Here is a 17,822-nt window from a genome sequence, read left to right on the forward strand (position 1 = left end):
GCGCGGTCCTGCCCTCTGTCTCCCGAACGCAAAGAGCAAGGAGCGCACCGATGCCCATCGCTTCTCCCGAGGTCTACGCCGAGATGCTGGACCGCGCCAAGGCGGGCGCGTTCGCCTACCCGGCGATCAACGTGACGTCCTCGCAGACCCTGAACGCGGCCCTCCAGGGCTTCGCCGAGGCGGGCAGCGACGGCATCATCCAGATCTCCACCGGTGGCGCCGAGTACGTGTCGGGCCCGACGGTCAAGAACATGATCACCGGTGCCGTGGCCCTGGCCGAGTTCGCCACCGAGGTGGCCAAGAACTACCCGGTCAACATCGCGCTGCACACCGACCACTGCCCCAAGGACAAGCTCGACAAGTACGTGCGCCCGCTGCTGGCCCTCAGCAAGGAGCGCGTCGCCAACGGGCAGGCCCCGCTCTTCCAGTCGCACATGTGGGACGGCTCGGCCGTGCCGGTCGACGAGAACCTGCAGATCGCCGAGGAGCTCCTCAAGGACGCCGCGGCCGCGCACATCATCCTCGAGATCGAGGTCGGCGTGGTCGGTGGCGAGGAGGACGGCGTCTCGGCCGCGATCGACGACAAGCTCTACTCGACCGTCGAGGACGGCCTGGCCACCGCCGCCGCCCTGGGCCTGGGCGAGAAGGGCCGTTACATGACGGCCCTGACCTTCGGCAACGTGCACGGCGTCTACAAGCCGGGCAACGTCAAGCTGCGCCCCGAGATCCTCAAGGAGATCCAGGACGCGGTCGGTGCCAAGTACGGCAAGGAGAAGCCGTTCGACCTGGTCTTCCACGGCGGTTCGGGCTCGCTGCTGTCGGAGATCCACGGCGCCCTGGACTACGGCGTGGTCAAGATGAACATCGACACCGACACGCAGTACGCGTTCACGCGGCCCGTGGTCGACCACGTGTTCAAGAACTACGACGGCGTTCTGAAGATCGACGGCGAGGTCGGCAACAAGAAGGCGTACGACCCGCGCGCCTGGGGCAAGCTGGCCGAGAACGGCCTCGCGAAGCGCGTCGTCGAGGCGTGCGAGCACCTGCGCTCGGTGGGCACCACTCTCTCGAAGTAATCGAAAGATGACAGCCGGTCCTCGTTAGGGGGCCGGCTGTTTCTCTTCCTGGCAGGTTACTGAGAGGTATGTATACGATCGTCGTCCCCCCGGAGGTGGATCATGATCGTGCTTGGGATCCAGGGCTACGAGCCCACGTGGCACCATGACGCCGAGGCCCTGGCGGCCGTTCACCGGACCAGATTTGTGCGGCTCATCGGCAAGAAACTGCGATCAAGCTGGCTGATGTGGGACATCGCCGAGCGCGGCTGGTTCGCGGACGGCCCGGTCATCCTCGACTTTGGAGTGACAAGAGTCGAGATAACCCATCGTAAATTCGACGAGTGCGCGATCACCTGGGATCAGATCGATCTGAACCAGCCGATCGACTGGTACGAGCACTTCGACTGGCGTCCCGACCCGCACGCGGCCCTGCGCGCGGCCCGGGGACAGCGCCTGCGCTCGGTGAACATCATCGAGCTGATCACCACCGCCGAGTGGCGGCCCCGGGTGCTGCACGCCGTCGAATTCCTCTTCGAGGACGCCCGGCTCGCGGTCTACAACGCCATGGACGAGAACGGCCTCACCGACGTACCGGAAAAGGATCTTCCGGTGACTAACTGGCGGCGTGTGCACGTGGCGTGAGCGCCTTCATCGCCACGTCCAGCGAATCGGTGACCACGACCAGGTGCGACTGGTCGCCGTGCGGGCTCTTCGCCAGCAGCGGGCGCAGCAGCGCCTCGACCGGCAGCTCACGCCAGTGGTCGACGCCGAGGAAGACGAACGCGCCCGACGGGCCGTCGGTCTGATAGAAGGTCTTCGTCGCCGCCTGGAAGATCTCCTGGACCGTGCCCGCCCAGCCCGGCGCGAAGACGATGCCGCCCCGGGAGAGCCGCAGGATCGAGTCCTCGCGGACGGCGTTCGAGAAGTACTTGCCGATCTGACCGGCGAAAAGGTTCGCCGGCTCATGACCGTACAGCCAGGTGGGCAGGGCCAGGCCGCCGTGCCGGAGCCGGCCGGCCACGTCGGCCACCGCCTTCGGCGGCGCCGGGAACCTCTTCCGCACGGCCAGGGCGGCCGCCGTGTACGGGTCGTGGTCGGCGAAGTGCGGCGCGGCCGACAACAGGTCGATCGCCTGCATGAGCTGGGGTGCGGGGCGAGCGGCGAAGTACGCGCCCAGGTTCGCCGCCTCCATCACGCCCGGCCCGCCGCCGGTCACCACCAGCCGGCCCAGCGACGCCAGCCGCCAGGCCAGCGTGGCCGCCATCCGGTAGGCCTGCGAGCCGCGCGGCGCGGCGTGCCCGCCCATGATCCCGACCGCGCCCTCGACGCCGCGGCCGTGCACCCAGGCGGCGAGCGCCTTGCCCAGCGCGTTGTCGATGCCGGCGTCGTGCAACCGCTGCGCGATCGCCTCCCGGATGTCCGGGGACGCGCCGCCGTGCGTGACGAAATGGTCGTACACCTGCGTGTCGTACATCCCGGCGAAGCCGCCCTCGGCGAAGCCGAACGAGAGATCCTCGGGCGTGTAGAGGTTGGCCGGATGGGTCGGATAGGGCCGCGCGTCGAACGGCGGAATCAGGTGGGCGCCGCGCCGGATCAGATCGATCTCGACGTCGTCGCCGGCCAGACGGCAGCCGATGAACAGCGCGCCGGTCACCTCGACGTCGCTGAGGTCGGGCGGGTCCAGATCGAGGCGCAACCCGAGGATCACGAGGCCGGCCAGGGACTTCTTGGCCAGATGGACGTCGAGCTCGGCCCGCGACTCGATCTCGTTGACTGTGGCGTCGAAGGGAACGTCGCCGCCGAAGACGGGCTGAAGGGGATCGCCGACCATGCCCCGTAGGGTAGCCACCGTGCGAAACGCAGCGGGATCGCTCTTCGGCCTGGCGTACGGTGACGCGCTCGGCAAACCGACCGAATTCCAGGACTACCAGACGATTATCGCGGCGTACGGGGTGAGCGGGCCCCGGGAGCTGACCGGGGACCCGGCGCTGGTCACCGACGACACCCAGATGGGCCTCGCGGTCGGCGAGGCGATCCTCGCGGCGCCGGCCCTCACCCCGGCGGCGCTCGAGCCGGAGCTGCGGCGGGCGTTCCTGGCCTGGGCGGTCAGCCCCGACAACAACCGCGCGCCCGGGATGACCTGCCTGCGCGCGTGTGCGGCACTGGAGGCGGGTGGGCCCTGGCAGCAGGCGACCCAGGCCGGGTCGAAGGGCTGCGGGGCGAACATGCGGGTCACGCCGGTCGGCCTGGTTCCGAACCTGACCGATGATCAACGGGCCGGTGCCGCTCAGCTTCAGGCCGGGCTCACCCACGGCCACCCCACGGGACTGACGGCGAGCGAATTGACCGCGTACGCGGTGAGGTGGCTGGCCGACGGCATGGCGCCCGGCGACCTGCTCGGCGCGCTCCGCGATCGGTGCGACAGCCAGCGGAAGACCTACCGCGACCAATGGCTCGGCGACCTCTGGCGGCAGCCGGGAATCGGATCGCCCGAGGAGTTCATCGCCCACGGCTGGGACGAGACGGCCGCCGCGCTCGACCGGGTCGCCGTCGCGCTGGCCGCCGGCAACTTCGCCGGCGACCCGTGCCTGGCCACCGGCGAGGGCTGGATCGCCGAGGAAGCGCTGGCCACGGCCCTGTACTGCTACCTGATCTCGCCCGAGGAGCCGGTGGCCGTGCTCGGCCGGGGCGCGGCCTCGTCCGGCGACTCCGACTCCATCGCCTGCCTGGCCGGCGCCTTCGCCGGGGCGGCGCTCGGCATGGCCGCGTGGCCGGCCGGGTGGGAAGACCGGATCGAGTACGCGGATCGGCTGACCCGATTGGCCGCGGCCTGGGACTGAAATCGGGGTGCCCGGAATGGGGACGGGTCGGACCGGTTGAATAAGGGCATGCAGAACCTCCTTCCCGAGCCGCCGGCCACCCTGCTGCCCGCCGACGAAGAGGCCGACAAGGCCCTGGCCGAGGCCGCCGAGCGCGGCACCGCCGACGCGTACAAGGCCGTGGCCGCCGCCCACCCGGCGTACAGCGGAGGCTGGGCCGCCCTGGCCGCCGACGCGCTGGCCGACGGCGAACCGGTCACCGCGTACGCCTATGCCCGCACCGGATACCACCGCGGCCTGGACGCGCTGCGCCGCAACGGCTGGAAGGGCCACGGCCCGGTCCCGTGGTCGCACGCTCCCAACCAGGGCTTCCTGCGCTGCCTGCACAGCCTGTCCATCGCCGCCGCCGAGATCGGTGAGGCCGACGAGGCCGCCCGCTGCGCCCAGTTCCTCCGCGACAGCGACCCGGCCGCGGCCGACGCCCTGTCCTGACCTGATCTGACGCTCTGACCGGTCGCCCTTCGGTGGCCGGTCAGAGGCCTTCGGCCACGGCGGCGGCGATTTTGAGCCAGGCGTCCCGGGTGTTGCCGGAGAGCTGGCCGTAGCGAAGGGGCTCGCCGGAGTCGATCAGTTTCTCGTACGGGGCCAGCAGCACCGCCCGCGTACGGGCGGCGAAGTGGCGCTGGATCGCCGGCAGGTCGATGTCCTTGCGGGTGGGCGGCATCGACACGACGCTGATCGCCTGGCGGACGAGGCGCTGGCGGCCGCTCTGCTCCAAGTGGTCGAGCATGCGGGCGGCGGTCTCGGCCGAGTCGTTACGGGCCGACATCGTGATCACCAGCTGGTCGGTCGCGTCCATGGCGGCCTGCCAGTTCTGGGCGCGAACGTTGTTGCCGGTGTCCACGAAGATCAGTTTGTAGAACCGGCTGACGATCTCGCGGATCTCGGCGAAGGCGTCCGCCGTCAGCATCTCGCCGGCCGTGGCCGACTCGTCCGAGGCGAGCACGTCGAACATGCCCTCACCCTGCGCGCGGACGTACTGCGACAGGTCGCCGACGCGGCCGTGCGCCCCGCGGAACAGGTGCAGGTCGCGCATCATGTCGCGGACCGTACGGGCGTGGAAGTCCTGCTGGGCCCGCATGCCCAGGGTGCCCTGGGTCTCGTTGTTGTCCCAGGCCAGCACGTAGCCGCCGCGCTTCTGCCCGAAGGTCATCGCGAGCAGCAGGACGGCGACCGTCTTGCCGGCGCCGCCCTTGGGGTTGACCACGGTGACCTGGCGCAGCCCGCCGAAGTTGCGCCGGACCATCTCGACGTCCTGCTTGCGCTCGATCTCGCGCCGCCCCGGCGACAGCTTGGCCAGCCCACCGGTGATGTTGTTGACCGCCCCCCGGACGCCCACCTTGGCGATCGGGTCGGGCGGTTTCGCGAGCCGGCGCCGGGCGAACTCCTCAGCGGTCGGCGTGCCATCGGAAACCCACGGCAGATCCTGAAACGGATCACCAGGCGGCTGACTCGGCGCCTGCGGATGCGCCGGCGGCTGCACCTGCGGATGCGGTTGATACACCTGCGGATAAGCCTGCTGCGGAAACGCCCGCGGATCGACACTGGGGGGATAGGGCCCCGGAGACGGCGGCACCGCCCTCGCCTCGTGCCCTCGCGCGTCCGCCGGCGGCCGTTGCTCTTGCGCGTCCGCGTGCGGCCGTTGCCCTTGCGCGTCCGCGTGCGGCCCTTGTCCTTGCGCGTGCGGCCGTTGCCTTTGCGCGTCCACGTGCGGCTCTTGCAGCGGAGCGGCCCCGTGCGGTCGTTGCGCTGGGACGGCCACGGGCGGACCGTGCCCCGCGGAGGCGGCACTGTGAGGGCCTTGCGTGGGGGCGCCGGCATTGAGCGAGCCCTGCGCTGGGGTGCCGGGGCCATGCGAGCCCTGCGCCGGGGCACCCGGGCCATGTGAGCCCTGCGCCGGGGCGCCGGGGCCATGTGAGTCCTGCGCTGGAGCGCTGGGGCCATGCGGGCCCGGCGCGGGTGTGGCATTTGCCTGCGCTGGGGCGGTGGCCGCGCGTGGTCCCGGTGGGAGAGCGGCGCCACCCTGCGGTCCGGGCTGCGGCGGCACGGAAGCCGAACCCGTGGCGGCCCGGGCCGGATCGGTGGGGGCCGGCGGGGGCGCGGGCCGCTGCGGCGGTTGCGACCAGGGCGAATCCGGCAAAGTATGCACACCGGACTCTTCCTCGTCGAACTCCCCGCCCTCGAATACAGGGGGCGGAGGAGCCGGTGCCGGGATCGGCGTGCGGTCCGGCCTCGCGGGCGGCTGCGGCGGGATCGGGATGGCGCCGTTCGGCCGCTGGACGGGGACGGGGCCCTGCCCATGCTGGGCGGGGGGTGGCGCCGGCGCCCGGTCGCCGGGGCGGTAGACGCCGGTGGGAGGCACGGGCAGGGGCGGTGGCGTGTCGTGGGGAACCGGGCGGCCGTGTACCGGGGCCGCCAGCTCCTCCGCCTCCCACAGCGGCTCCACGTCCCTGTCCGGGGGCGCGTAGACGCGGTCGGCGCCTTCGTCCTCCACCGATGCCACGGATGCAACCCTCCCCGGTTCGTCCTACTTTTTCAGACTCGCACAGACGGTCAGCCCGCGTACACCGCCCAGGCCCCGGCCTCCGTCCACCAGGAACGCTTGCGGTTCATCGATCCCGCCACCCCGTCGTCGAGGAACTGGAGCTCGCCGTCGCGCGGCAGCACCGAGACCGCCCGGCCACGGGCCCGGCGGACCTCGATGCGGATCTTCGTGCCCTTGAAGCGCTTCTTGACGAGCATCGGGACGGCCACCGCCACCTCGACCGTGCCGTCCTCGGCGTTGCCCTCGGCCAGCAGCCGCAGGCCGTCGAACTCGGCGTAGCCCGCGCCGTTGCCGATCGCGCAGGCCAGGATGGGGTCGTCACCGCCGGAGAGGACCGCGTCGTCGACCTCGACGCGGCCGCGCCACGGGAGGGCCCGGCCGTCGTCGTCGACGCCACCCACCAGGGCACCGTCCACCGTGACCGAGCCACCGTCGTTGCGCAGCAGGTCAAGCCGGCGGGTCCGGCCGGAGAGGACCGCCTCGGCCACCGCCGACGGCACCCGGGGCAGGCCGAGCTGTGCCGCCAGGTCGGTGGTGTTGGCGACGTCCAGCGGCAGGATCGCGATCGGCGGCAGGTCCGGCACCGTGCGGTCGGCGGCCAGGTCGGCCGGTCGCTTGCTCGGCGGCGGCGCGTACCGGCGTACCAGCCGGCGGACGACGGCCCGCAGCTGGCCGTCGGTCGCCGAGGCCACCACCAGGCGAACCCGGGAATTGGAAGCCGGCCAGGTCAGGCCGTCGGCGCGGGTCGGCCCGTCGAGGCGGGCGATCACCTCGTCGATCTCGGCGTCGGAGTGCGCCGTGATCATCTCGACCAGGGCGCCGCCGGCCTTCAGGGCGTCGGCGCACTCGCGTACCGGCACGCGGGGGGTGTCGCACGCTTCCTTCTCCAGGACGCCGCAGCCGCCGCAGGAGGATCCGCAGGCGCCCGCGTCGGCCGGGGAGCCCTCGGCCAGGCTGAGCAGGATGACGTCGTACATCTCAAGCCTCGCTCAGCACCGAGTGACGCTCGATGACCTCTTCGCGGCCGGGGCCGACGCCCACCACCGAGACGCGGGCGCGGATGCGCTCCTCGACGAACTCGACGAAGCGCTGCGCGTCCTTGGGCAGGTCGGCGAAGGTGCGGCAGCCGGAGATGTCCTGCTTCCAGCCGGGCAGCGTCTCGTAGATCGGGACCGCGTGGTGGAAGTCGGACTGGCTGATCGGCATCTCGTCGTGGCGGACGCCGTTGACCTCGTACGCCACGCAGACCGGAATCTCGTCCAGGTCGTCGTAATTGTCCAATTTGGTCAGGACGAAGTCGGTGACGCCGTTGATCCGCTGCGCGTAGCGGGCCATCACCAGGTCGAGCCAGCCGATGCGGCGCGGGCGGCCGGTGGTGGTGCCGTACTCGTGGCCGACCTCGCGCAGGTGGTCGCCGAACTTGTCGTGCAGCTCGGTCGGGAACGGGCCCTCGCCGACGCGCGAGGTGAACGCCTTGAGCACTGCCACCACCCGGTCGATGCGGGTGGGCGGGATGCCGGAGCCGGTGCAGGCGCCGCCGGACGTCGCGTTCGAGCTGGTCACGAACGGGTACGTGCCGTGGTCGACGTCGAGCAGCGTGGCCTGGCCGGCCTCGCAGAGCACGACCTTGCCGTTGTCGAGCGCCTCGGAGAGCTCGAGCGCGGTGTCACCCACGTACGGCCGGAGACGGTCGACGTAGGACAGCAGCTCCTTGACCACGTCGTCCGGCTTGACCGCCTGACGGTTGTAGATCTTGCTGAGTACCTGGTTCTTGAAGGAGAGCGCGGCCTCCACCTTCTGCCGCAGGATCGACTCGTCGAACAGGTCCTGCACGCGGACGCCGACGCGGTTCATCTTGTCCGCGTAAGTCGGCCCGATGCCGCGACCGGTCGTGCCGATGCGGCGCGAGCCCAGGAAACGCTCGGCGACCTTGTCCATCGAGCGGTTGTACGACGGGATGACGTGCGCGTTCGCGCTGATGCGCAACCGCGACGTGTCGACGCCGCGCGCCTCGAGACCGTCGATCTCCTCGAACAGGACGGCCAGGTCGACCACGACGCCGTTGCCGATCACCGGGACCACGCCCGGCGTCAGGATGCCGCTCGGCAGCAGGTGAAGGGCGTATTTCTCACCCTCGATCACCACGGTGTGGCCGGCGTTGTTGCCGCCGTTGAACTTCACCACGTAGTCGAGCCGGTCGCCCAGCAGGTCAGTGGCCTTGCCCTTGCCCTCGTCGCCCCATTGGGCTCCGACCAACACGATCACCGGCACTTGCGTGACGCCTTCCGTAGAACAGGTCGTACCTGGCAGAGGTCCGGGTACTGCCGAAGTTTACGCGACAGCCCCGCTGTGCGACGTGGGGAAGGAGAGCGCCGGTAGGATCGGCGCCCGTGCGCGTACTTCTGATCGGCTCCGGCGGCCGCGAACATGCCCTCGCCCTCGGCCTCGCCGCCGACCCGTCCGTCGACTTCCTGGCCGCAGCGCCCGGTAACCCGGGCATCGCCCAGGTCGCTGAGCTGCACGAAGTCAAGGCGACCGATCCGGCCGCGGTGGCCGCCCTCGCGGTCGAGCTGGCCGCCGACCTGGTCGTGGTCGGCCCCGAGGCGCCGCTGGTGGCCGGGGTGGCGGACGCCGTCCGTGCCAAGGGCATCGCCTGTTTCGGCCCGAGCGCGGCGGCGGCCCAGCTCGAGGGCTCGAAGGCGTTCGCCAAGGAAGTGATGGTCGCGGCCGGCGTTCCCACCGCCGGGTCGTACGCCTGCACGACCGCCGACGAGGTGGCGCGTGCGCTCGACGAGCTCGGTTCGCCGTACGTCGTCAAGAACGACGGTCTCGCCGCCGGCAAGGGCGTCGTGGTGACCGAGGACCGCGAGGTCGCGGAGCGGCACGCGGCCGACTGCGGCACCGTCGTGATCGAGGAGTACCTGTCCGGTCCCGAGGTCTCGCTCTTCGTGGTCACCGACGGCACGGCCGCGGTGCCGCTGATGCCGGCGCAGGACTTCAAGCGGCTCGGTGACGGCGACGAGGGACCCAACACCGGGGGCATGGGCGCGTACGCCCCGCTGGACTGGGCGCCGGACGATCTCGTGGACCGGGTGCTGCGGGAGACGGTCGAGCCGACGCTGGCCGAGATGCGCCGCCGCGGCACGCCGTTCGCCGGTCTGCTCTACGTCGGACTCGCGCTCACGCCCGACGGCCCCAAGGTGATCGAGTTCAACGCGCGCTTCGGCGACCCGGAGACCCAGGTCGTGCTCGCGCTGCTGGAGACGCCGCTGGCCGGCCTGCTCAACGCGGCCGCGACCGGCACGCTGGCCGAGTTGCCGCCGCTGCGCTGGCGCGAGGGCGCCGCGATCACGGTCGTGGTGGCGAGCAAGAACTACCCGGCCACGCCGCGCACGGGCGACGTCATCGAGGGCGCCGAGGTGCCCGGGGTGATCCACGCCGGCACGGCCCGCCGGGACGACGGCGCGCTGATCTCGGCGGGTGGCCGGGTGTTGAGCGTGACCGCGGTCGGCGCCGACCTCCGGGAAGCGCGCGACGCGGCCTATGCGCTCGTCGACGGCATCCGCCTGGACGGCGCCCAGTATCGGACCGATATCGCCCTGGGCGCCGTCGAGAAGCGTATTTAAGCCTTCGGGATGTCGAAGAGCTTGGCCACGTTGGCGGCCAGGCCCAGGTCGCCCTTGGCCTTCACCTTGCCGGTCATGAAGAGCATCATCGGGTTGCCGTCGCCCGAGACGACTTTGAGGAACGTGACGGCGTCCATGGTCATCGTCAGCTTCGGGTCGCGGGCCGGCTGGTTGGTGACCGTGCAGGCGCCGTTCTCGATCACCGTCTCGTAGGTGTCGCTCGCGCCGCCGGCGCCGCCCGTGATGACCCAGTGGATCACCGCCGAGGTGCTGCCGGCCTTTTCCGGGCGGAACAGCGTGGGCATCCGGTTGAAGACCTCATCGAGGATCTTGGTGCGGCTCTCGCCCGCCATGACCTCAGCGATTTTGGAGTCCGGCGTCGACTTGACGAGCTGAGCGAACTCCTTCGGGCCGATCGAGGCGAGCGACTCGGGGTTGAAATCAGTCATCGGTGGACCTTTCGGGATGAGCGGACTACCTACTCGTCAGTAACACTAGCGACCTTGCCGCTTCTTCGTGCAGTCTGCCACTCCCAAACAACCATTGGACAGTGGGCGTGCCGTTCCCTAAACTCCCCAACATGTCTTTGGGAGACGAGTCGGAGCGGGCGTCGCTGAGGGCGACCGCCCATCCCGTACGGCTGCGGATCATGTCGCTCCTCACCGGCGCGCCGATGACCGCGGCCGAGGTGGCGCGCGAGCTCGGCCTGACCCACGCCAACGCGAGCTATCACCTGCGCAGCCTGCTGGCCGGCGGCATGATCGTCCAGGCCGGCGAGGAGAAGATCCGGGGCGGCGTGGCCAAGCGGTACCGGTACGACACCAAGCGCGACCACGCGCCGGAGGGCCCGGAGCAGCGCCGGGCGCTGTTCGCGGCCCTCGGCAGCGAGCTGATCCGGCGTACGGCGTCCGGCCGCTTCGCCGAGAAGAACGGCCTCCTGGGTGACGGCGAGTTCTGGATCGAGCCCGAGACCTGGATCGAGCTGCGATCGAAGTTCGTCGAGCTGGTCGACGAGCTCCACCATGCCGCGCGCCCCCCGCGGACCCCTGGCACGATCCGCACGAGCACGACTGTCGCGATGTTCGAGATGGAGTCCTGATGAGCGCCCTCGCGCCGCTGAGACACGCCCCGTTCCGACTGCTCATCGCCGGGCGGACGATCAACGCCCTGGGCAACTCGTTCGCGACGCTCGCCCTCGCGTTCGCCGTCCTCGACCTGACCGGCTCGACCAGCGACCTCGGCCTCGTGGTCGGCATCCGCACGCTGGTGAACGTCATGTTCCTGCTCTTCGGTGGCGTGCTCGCCGACCGCATGCCCAAACAGGTGCTGATGGTCGGCTCCAGCCTGGCCGCCGCCCTCTCTCAGGGCATCGTGGCCTTCCTGGTGCTCAGCGACCTGGCCACCGTTCCGCTGCTGATCGTGCTCGGCGCCGTCAACGGCATGGTCGGTGCGCTCGCGCTGCCGGCCAGCTCGTCGATCCTGCCGCAGACCGTGCCGGCCGACGTCCGTCAGCAGGCGAACGCGATCAACCGGCTGACCCTCAATTCGGCCGTCATCCTCGGCGCCCCGCTGGCCGGCGTGGTCGTCGCCGCCACCAACCCGGGGTGGGGCATCGCCATCGACGCCGTCACCTTCCTGCTCGCCGGGCTGGTCTTCCTGGCCCTGCGCTCGCTGCCGGCGCCGGCGAAGCCCAAGGACGCGGCCCGGCCCCACATCTTCGCCGACCTGCGGACCGGCTGGACCGAGTTCTGGTCACGCACCTGGCTGTGGGTGGTGGTGGCGGCCTTCGCGGTGATCAACGCGTGCTGGAGCGGCGGCCTCTACGTGCTCGGGCCCGCGGTCGCCGACGACACGTTCGGCCGGCAGAGCTGGGGTTTCGTGCTGGCCGCGCAGACCGGCGGGATGATCCTTGGCGCTCTGATCGCGATGCGGCTGCGCGTGCGCCGCCTGCTCCTGCTCGGCGCGGCCAGCACGTTCGGCATGGCCCTGCCGTTGCTTCTGCTCGGCCTCTATCCCCACGTCGTCGCGCTCATCGTGGGGGCGCTGCTGGCGGGCGGGCTGCTCGAACAGTTCGGGGTGGCGTGGGAGACGACGATGCAGGAGCACGTGCCGGCGGACAAGCTCGCGCGCGTGTATTCGTACGACATGGTCGGCTCCTTCATCGCGATGCCGATCGGCGAACTGCTGGTCGGGCCGATCTCGCACCGGGTCGGTGTGCGGGCGACCCTGGTCGGCGCGGGAGTGCTGGTGATCGTCGCCGTGCTGGGCATGCTGGCCAGCCGGGACGTCCGCACGCTGCGTCATGAGCTGCCGGAGCGTGATCCCGGGCCCGTGAAAGAATCGGTACCGTGACCATCCCGAACGTCCTTGCCTCCCGCTACGCCTCCGCCGAGCTCGTCGACCTGTGGTCGCCGGAGGAGAAGATCAGGATGGAGCGGCGCCTCTGGCTCGCCGTCCTGCGCGCCCAGCGTGACCTCGGAGTGTCGGTGCCCGAGGGCGCCGTCGAGGCGTACGAGGCGGTGCTCGACACCGTCGACCTGGCGTCGATCGCCGAGCGTGAGCGGGTCACCCGGCACGACGTGAAGGCGCGGATCGAGGAGTTCAGCGCGCTCGCCGGCTTCGAGCAGATCCACAAGGGCATGACCTCGCGCGATCTGACCGAGAACGTCGAGCAGCTGCAGATCCGGGCGTCGCTCGAGCTGATCCGGTCCCGCATCGTCGCCACGCTGGCCCGCCTGGCCGAGCGCGCCGTCGAGTACTCCGACCTGGTCATGACGGGCCGCTCGCACAACGTGGCGGCCCAGGCCACCACGCTCGGCAAGCGGTTCGCCTCGGCCGCCCAGGAGCTGCTCATCGCGTACGAGCGGCTCGACGACCTGATCGGCCGTTACCCGCTGCGTGGGATCAAGGGGCCGGTCGGCACCGCCGCCGACCAGCTCGACCTGCTCGACGGCGACTTCGAGGCGCTGGCCGTGCTGGAGCAGCGGGTCGCCGCCCACCTCGGCTTCAACCGGGTGCTCAGCAGCGTCGGCCAGGTCTACCCGCGCTCGCTCGACTTCGACGTGGTCTCGGCGCTGGCCCAGATCGTCGCCGGCCCGTCGTCGCTGGCCACCACGATCCGCCTGATGGTCGGCCAGGAACTGGTCACCGAGGGCTTCAAGCCGGGCCAGGTCGGCTCCTCGGCCATGCCGCACAAGATGAACACGCGCTCGTCCGAGCGGGTCAACGGTCTCGCCGTGATCGTCCGCGGTTACCTGTCGATGGTGGGTGAGCTCGCCGGCGACCAGTGGAACGAGGGTGACGTCTCCTGCTCGGTGGTGCGCCGGGTCGCGCTGCCCGACGCGTTCTTCGCCACCGACGGCCTCTTCCAGACCTTCCTGACCGTGCTCGACGAGTTCGGCGCCTACCCGGCCGTGATCGCCCGCGAGCTCGACCGCTTCCTGCCGTTCCTGGCCACCACCAAGATCCTGGTGGCCGCGGTGCGCAAGGGCGTCGGCCGCGAGGTCGCCCACGAGGTGATCAAGGAGCACGCGGTGGCGGTGGCGCTGGCCATGCGGGAGAAGGGCGCGGCCGGAAACGACCTGTTCGACCGGCTCGCCGACGACGGCCGGCTCCAGCTGAGCCGGGCCGAGATCGACGCGCTCGTGGCCGACCGGGCCGCTTTCGTCGGCGCCGCGCCGTCACAGGTGCGTTTCGTGGCCGACCGGGTCGCCGCGATCGTCGCCGCTCACCCGGAGGCGGCGAATTACGCGCCGGCTCCCATCCTGTGATTCTGCCGCCGGGGCGTGGCGGAGCTCGACCGTCGCGCCACACCCCAGCGGAACACTGACGTTAGGTGGCGCCGGCCCGGCCGCCAAGACTCACTTGCCACCTATCACGGTGTGATGACCGTCGCGCCGGTAGTGGAGAAATTGAAGCTTTGATCGTTCGAGTGGCTGAGATCACCGCCGAAACAGCCTGCTCAGCCTGGTCGGCGTCGCGTGCGCGACACCGGCCGACACGCCCGTCACGTGGATCGCAAGGTAGGCTCCACGTGCTTACACCTATCAGTCAGGAGTGCCCGTGGCTCGCGTCGTGGTCGACGTCATGCTCAAGCCGGAGATCCTCGACCCGCAGGGCCAGGCGGTCGCGAACGCGCTGCCCAGGCTCGGCGTCACCGATGTCTCCTCCGTCCGGATCGGGCGGCGGATCGAGATCGAGTTCGCCGGCGAACCCGACCTGGACCGGGCTCGGGAAATCGCCGACAAGCTGCTCGCCAACCCGGTGATCGAAGACTTCTCGATCAAGGTCGAGGACGACGCGAAGGCCGAGGTCGCCTGACCATGCGCATCGGTGTGGTCACCTTCCCGGGTTCGCTGGACGACGGGGACGCGGCCCGCGCCGTGCGCCTCGCCGGCGCCGACGCCGTCCGCCTCTGGCACGGCGACCCCGACCTGCACGGCGTCGACGCCGTGGTGCTGCCCGGCGGTTTCTCGTACGGCGACGCCCTGCGCTGCGGCGCGATCGCCCGGTTCGCCCCGGTCATGGAGTCGCTCATCGACGCGGCCCGCGGCGGTCTTCCGGTGCTCGGCATCTGCAACGGCTTCCAGATCCTCTGCGAGGCCCACCTGCTGCCCGGCGCGCTCACCCGCAACCAGCACCTGCACTTCCGTAACCGCGACCAGTGGCTCCGCGTCGAGTCCGCGGACACCGCCTGGACCAACTCGTTCCAGACCGGTCAGGAGATCCTGATCCCGGTCAAGAACGGCGAGGGCTGCTACGTCGCCGATCAGCGGACGCTGGACGCGCTCGAGGCCGAGGGACGGGTCGTGGCGCGGTATGTCCGCGGCAACCCGAACGGCTCGCAGCGCGACATCGCCGCCATCACCAACGAGGCCGGCAATGTCGTCGGCATCATGCCGCATCCGGAACACGCGGTGGAGGCGCTGACCGGTCCGTCGCTCGACGGCCTCGGCTTCTTCACCTCGGTCCTGCGGGCCCTGGCCGGGGCGTCCGCGGGGGCTTCGCACGCAGGGGGACACCAGTAATGACCACGCAGCCGGAGACGGCAGCGCCGAACCAGAAGCCGACCGGCTTTGCCGCGACGGACGTGCTGGTCAACGAGTTCGACGGCGGCCCCGACACGGTGCACCGGGCGTTCCAGACCCCGGACGAGCTGCAGCCGCACACGGAGCTGGGCCTCAAGGACGACGAGTACGACCGCATCCGGCAGATCCTCGGCCGGCGGCCGACGGCGTCCGAGCTGGCGATGTACTCGATCATGTGGAGCGAGCACTGCTCGTACAAGTCGAGCAAGGTGCACCTGCGCCAGTTCGGTGAGAAGGCTCCGCGCAGCGACCGCATGCTCGCCGGTATCGGTGAGAACGCGGGCGTCGTGCAGATCTCCGACGAGATCGCGGTGACCTTCAAGGTCGAGTCGCACAACCACCCGAGCTTCGTGGAGCCCTACCAGGGCGCCGCGACCGGCGTGGGCGGCATCGTCCGCGACATCCTCGCCATGGGCGCCCGCCCGATCGCGGTGATGGACCCGCTGCGCTTCGGCGCCGCCGACCATCCCGACACCGCCCGGGTCCTGCCCGGCGTGGTCGCCGGCATCGGTGGCTACGGCAACTGCCTGGGCCTGCCCAACATCGGTGGCGAGATCGTCTTCGACCCGACGTACCAGGGCAACCCGCTGGTGAACGCGCTGAGCATCGGCGTGCTGCCGGTCGAGCGCCTCCAGCACAAGGAGGCGGCCGGCGTCGGCAACATCGTCGTGCTGCTCGGCGCCCGTACGGGCCGCGACGGCATCGGCGGTGTCTCCGTGCTCGCCTCGGCCACCTTCGACGAGGAAGCCGAGCAGCGCCGCCCGTCGGTGCAGGTCGGCGACCCGTTCATGGAGAAGCTGCTCATCGAGAGCTGCCTCGAGCTGTACGACGCCGGCCTCGTGGCCGGCATCCAGGACCTCGGCGGCGCCGGCCTGACCTGCGCGCTCACCGAGACCGCGGCCGCGGCCGGCACGGGCATGCGGGTCTGGCTCGAGCGGGTTCCGCTGCGCGAGGCGTCGATGTCGCCGACCGAGATCCTGGCCAGCGAGTCGCAGGAGCGCATGCTCCTGATCGTCACGCCGGAGAACCTCGACCAGGTGCTCGCCGTCGCCGAGAAGTGGGGCGTCTGGGCCACCGCCATCGGCGAGGTCACCCCGACCGGCGAGGACGGCTCGCCGGGCCGCCTCGTCATCACGTGGAACGACCACGTCGTGGTGGACGTGCCGCCCGGCTCGCTCGCCGACGACGGCCCGGTCTACGCCCGGCCGATCCGCGAGCCCGCCGACCTGATCCTGCTGCAGGCGGACAAGGCCGAGACGCTGCCCCGCCCGGCCACCGGTGAGGAACTGCGCGAGACCGTCCTGCGGATGGCCGGCTCGCCGAACCTCTGCGACAAGACCTGGGTCACCGAGCAGTACGACCGGTACGTGCTCGGCAACACCGTGCTGGCTCAGCCGGAGGACTCGGGTGTGCTGCGCATCGACGAGCGCACCGGCCTCGGTGTCGCGCTGTCGGTCGACGGCAACGGCCGCTTCGCCCGCCTCGACCCGTACGAGGGTGCGAAGCTCGCGCTGGCCGAGGCCTACCGCAACGTCGCCGTCACCGGCGCCGAGCCGGTGGCCGTGACCGACTGCCTCAACTTCGGCTCGCCCGAGGACCCGGCCGTCATGTGGCAGTTCGCCGAGGCCGTGCGCGGTCTGGCCGACGGCTGCCAGCTGCTGGGCACCCCGGTGACCGGCGGCAACGTCAGCTTCTACAACCAGACCGGCGCGGCCGCGATCCACCCGACCCCGGTGGTCGGCGTGCTCGGCGTCTTCGACGACGTGGCCCGGCGGATCCCGATGGGTTTCCCGGCCGCCACCGGCGACGGCGACCTGCTCTTCCTGCTCGGCGAGACCGCCGCGGAGCTCTCCGGCTCCGAGTGGGCGTGGGTCACCCACGGCCACCTCGGCGGCCGCCCGCCGAAGGTGGACCTGGAGCACGAGCAGCGCCTGGGCGTGCTGATGGCCCGTGCGTCCAAGGCCGGTCACGTCGTCGCGGCGCACGACCTCTCCGACGGCGGCCTGTCACAGGTCCTCGTGGAGAGCACGCTGCGCCGCAACGTGGGCGCCCGGATCACGCTGCCCGAGGACGGCAACTCGGCGTTCGTCCAGCTGTTCAGCGAGTCGTCCGGCCGGGCCCTGGTCGCGGTGCCCCGTGGGCGCGACAAGGCGTTCCTGGCCCTGGCCGCCGAGCACGGCATCGCCTGCGTCCAGGTCGGCGTCACCACGGCCGAGCCGGTGCTCGACGTGGCCGGCCAGTTCAGCATCCCGCTGGACGAGCTGCGCGAGGCGCACACGGCGACGCTGCCGGCCCTGTTCGGCGGCTCGGCCGAGCTGGCCAACCGGCACGGCGACCCCGAGCACGCGGCCGACCCGTCCGCTCCGGCGCGACCGGACCGCGGCGACGAGGTCCTCGTGACGGCGGCGGCCGGCGCGGCGATGGAGTCGGCGGCCCCGATCGAGGCCGACGGCATCCCGGCGGCGTCGGTGGCCGAGGTCAAGGAGCCGGTTCCGGCCGAGGGCACCTCGGTCACGCTGGAGCTGACCGAGCCGAAGCCGGGCGGGCCGATCGACCCCGCCTGACCTGCACCGCATACGGAAATCGGCCCCGCACCTCTCGGAGGTGCGGGGCCGATTCTTTTGTGG

16 protein-coding genes are annotated in these 17,822 nt (G+C 71.2%); 11 read left to right on the forward strand and 5 right to left on the reverse strand.

The features are described 5' to 3' along the window. The first annotated feature begins 50 nt into the window (after positions 1 to 50). Positions 51 to 1,076, forward strand: a complete 1,026-nt coding sequence (gene fbaA, locus AB0C26_RS18280; RefSeq protein ID WP_360248136.1) for a class II fructose-bisphosphate aldolase — start codon at positions 51 to 53, stop codon at positions 1,074 to 1,076. A gap of 102 nt (positions 1,077 to 1,178) precedes the next feature. Further along, positions 1,179 to 1,700 (forward strand): hypothetical protein, encoded by a 522-nt coding sequence (locus AB0C26_RS18285; protein ID WP_360248138.1) that lies wholly within the window; start codon positions 1,179 to 1,181, stop codon positions 1,698 to 1,700. Here the strand turns inward: AB0C26_RS18285 and AB0C26_RS18290 are convergent. Then, complete coding sequence (locus AB0C26_RS18290; protein WP_360248140.1) at positions 1,672 to 2,889, reverse strand: hypothetical protein; 1,218 nt, start codon at positions 2,887 to 2,889, stop codon at positions 1,672 to 1,674. The genes AB0C26_RS18285 and AB0C26_RS18290 overlap by 29 nt on opposite strands. Before the next feature lie 19 nt (positions 2,890 to 2,908). On the opposite strand from AB0C26_RS18290, the gene AB0C26_RS18295 reads away from it, so the two are divergent. Continuing rightward, positions 2,909 to 3,898, forward strand: a complete 990-nt coding sequence (locus AB0C26_RS18295) for an ADP-ribosylglycohydrolase family protein (RefSeq protein WP_360248142.1) — start codon at positions 2,909 to 2,911, stop codon at positions 3,896 to 3,898. Positions 3,899 to 3,946: 48 nt separating this feature from the next. Further along, positions 3,947 to 4,369, forward strand: coding sequence for a DUF3151 domain-containing protein (locus tag AB0C26_RS18300; RefSeq protein WP_360248144.1), 423 nt, complete (start codon positions 3,947 to 3,949; stop codon positions 4,367 to 4,369). Between the two features lie 40 nt (positions 4,370 to 4,409). Here the strand turns inward: AB0C26_RS18300 and AB0C26_RS18305 are convergent, their stop codons facing one another. From AB0C26_RS18305 to AB0C26_RS18315, 3 genes are read right to left on the reverse strand one after another with little or no spacing between them, the layout of a single operon-like run. Next, the gene (locus AB0C26_RS18305; RefSeq protein WP_360248343.1) at positions 4,410 to 6,431 is read right to left on the reverse strand and encodes a chromosome partitioning protein; all 2,022 of its coding nucleotides are present in this window, start codon (positions 6,429 to 6,431) and stop codon (positions 4,410 to 4,412) included. 59 nt (positions 6,432 to 6,490) lie between these two features. Continuing rightward, the gene (locus AB0C26_RS18310; RefSeq protein ID WP_360248146.1) at positions 6,491 to 7,459 is read right to left on the reverse strand and encodes a diacylglycerol kinase family protein; all 969 of its coding nucleotides are present in this window, start codon (positions 7,457 to 7,459) and stop codon (positions 6,491 to 6,493) included. Position 7,460: 1 nt separating this feature from the next. Then, positions 7,461 to 8,753: an adenylosuccinate synthase gene (locus tag AB0C26_RS18315; protein WP_360248148.1), complete on the reverse strand. Its 1,293-nt coding sequence runs from the start codon at positions 8,751 to 8,753 to the stop codon at positions 7,461 to 7,463. 119 nt (positions 8,754 to 8,872) lie between these two features. Here AB0C26_RS18315 and purD point away from each other — a divergent pair, with 119 nt between their 5' ends. Further along, positions 8,873 to 10,108 carry a phosphoribosylamine--glycine ligase gene (gene purD, locus AB0C26_RS18320; RefSeq protein WP_360248150.1) on the forward strand — a complete coding sequence of 412 codons (1,236 nt, stop codon included), beginning with the start codon at positions 8,873 to 8,875 and terminating at the stop codon, positions 10,106 to 10,108. On the opposite strand, the gene AB0C26_RS18325 is transcribed toward purD, so the two are convergent. Then, positions 10,105 to 10,557, reverse strand: coding sequence for an SCP2 sterol-binding domain-containing protein (locus AB0C26_RS18325; RefSeq protein WP_360248152.1), 453 nt, complete (start codon positions 10,555 to 10,557; stop codon positions 10,105 to 10,107). The genes purD and AB0C26_RS18325 overlap by 4 nt on opposite strands. A 131-nt stretch (positions 10,558 to 10,688) precedes the next feature. Between AB0C26_RS18325 and AB0C26_RS18330 the strand changes: the two genes are divergently transcribed. The 6 genes from AB0C26_RS18330 to purL all read left to right on the forward strand — a co-directional run bounded on the left by AB0C26_RS18330 (position 10,689) and on the right by purL (position 17,759). After that, positions 10,689 to 11,207 (forward strand): helix-turn-helix domain-containing protein, encoded by a 519-nt coding sequence (locus AB0C26_RS18330; protein ID WP_360248154.1) that lies wholly within the window; start codon positions 10,689 to 10,691, stop codon positions 11,205 to 11,207. Beyond that, positions 11,207 to 12,460, forward strand: coding sequence for an MFS transporter (locus tag AB0C26_RS18335; protein ID WP_360248157.1), 1,254 nt, complete (start codon positions 11,207 to 11,209; stop codon positions 12,458 to 12,460). The genes AB0C26_RS18330 and AB0C26_RS18335 overlap by 1 nt, the downstream gene beginning before the upstream one ends. After that, entirely contained in the window at positions 12,457 to 13,878 is a 1,422-nt protein-coding gene (gene purB, locus AB0C26_RS18340) for an adenylosuccinate lyase (RefSeq protein ID WP_360248159.1), read from the forward strand. The genes AB0C26_RS18335 and purB overlap by 4 nt, the downstream gene beginning before the upstream one ends. A gap of 292 nt (positions 13,879 to 14,170) precedes the next feature. Further along, positions 14,171 to 14,428, forward strand: coding sequence for a phosphoribosylformylglycinamidine synthase subunit PurS (gene purS / locus AB0C26_RS18345; protein WP_097326998.1), 258 nt, complete (start codon positions 14,171 to 14,173; stop codon positions 14,426 to 14,428). Continuing rightward, a complete protein-coding gene (gene purQ / locus AB0C26_RS18350) occupies positions 14,425 to 15,135 on the forward strand; it encodes a phosphoribosylformylglycinamidine synthase subunit PurQ (protein WP_360248345.1) in 711 nt (236 codons plus the stop codon). The genes purS and purQ overlap by 4 nt, the downstream gene beginning before the upstream one ends. Continuing rightward, positions 15,135 to 17,759, forward strand: coding sequence for a phosphoribosylformylglycinamidine synthase subunit PurL (gene purL, locus AB0C26_RS18355; RefSeq protein WP_360248161.1), 2,625 nt, complete (start codon positions 15,135 to 15,137; stop codon positions 17,757 to 17,759). Before purQ ends, purL begins: the two co-directional genes overlap by 1 nt. Positions 17,760 to 17,822: the final 63 nt, after the last annotated feature.

Origin of the sequence: Actinoplanes sp. NPDC048796 (assembly GCF_040650035.1) — a bacterium.
Classification (GTDB): Bacteria; Actinomycetota; Actinomycetes; order Mycobacteriales; family Micromonosporaceae; genus Actinoplanes.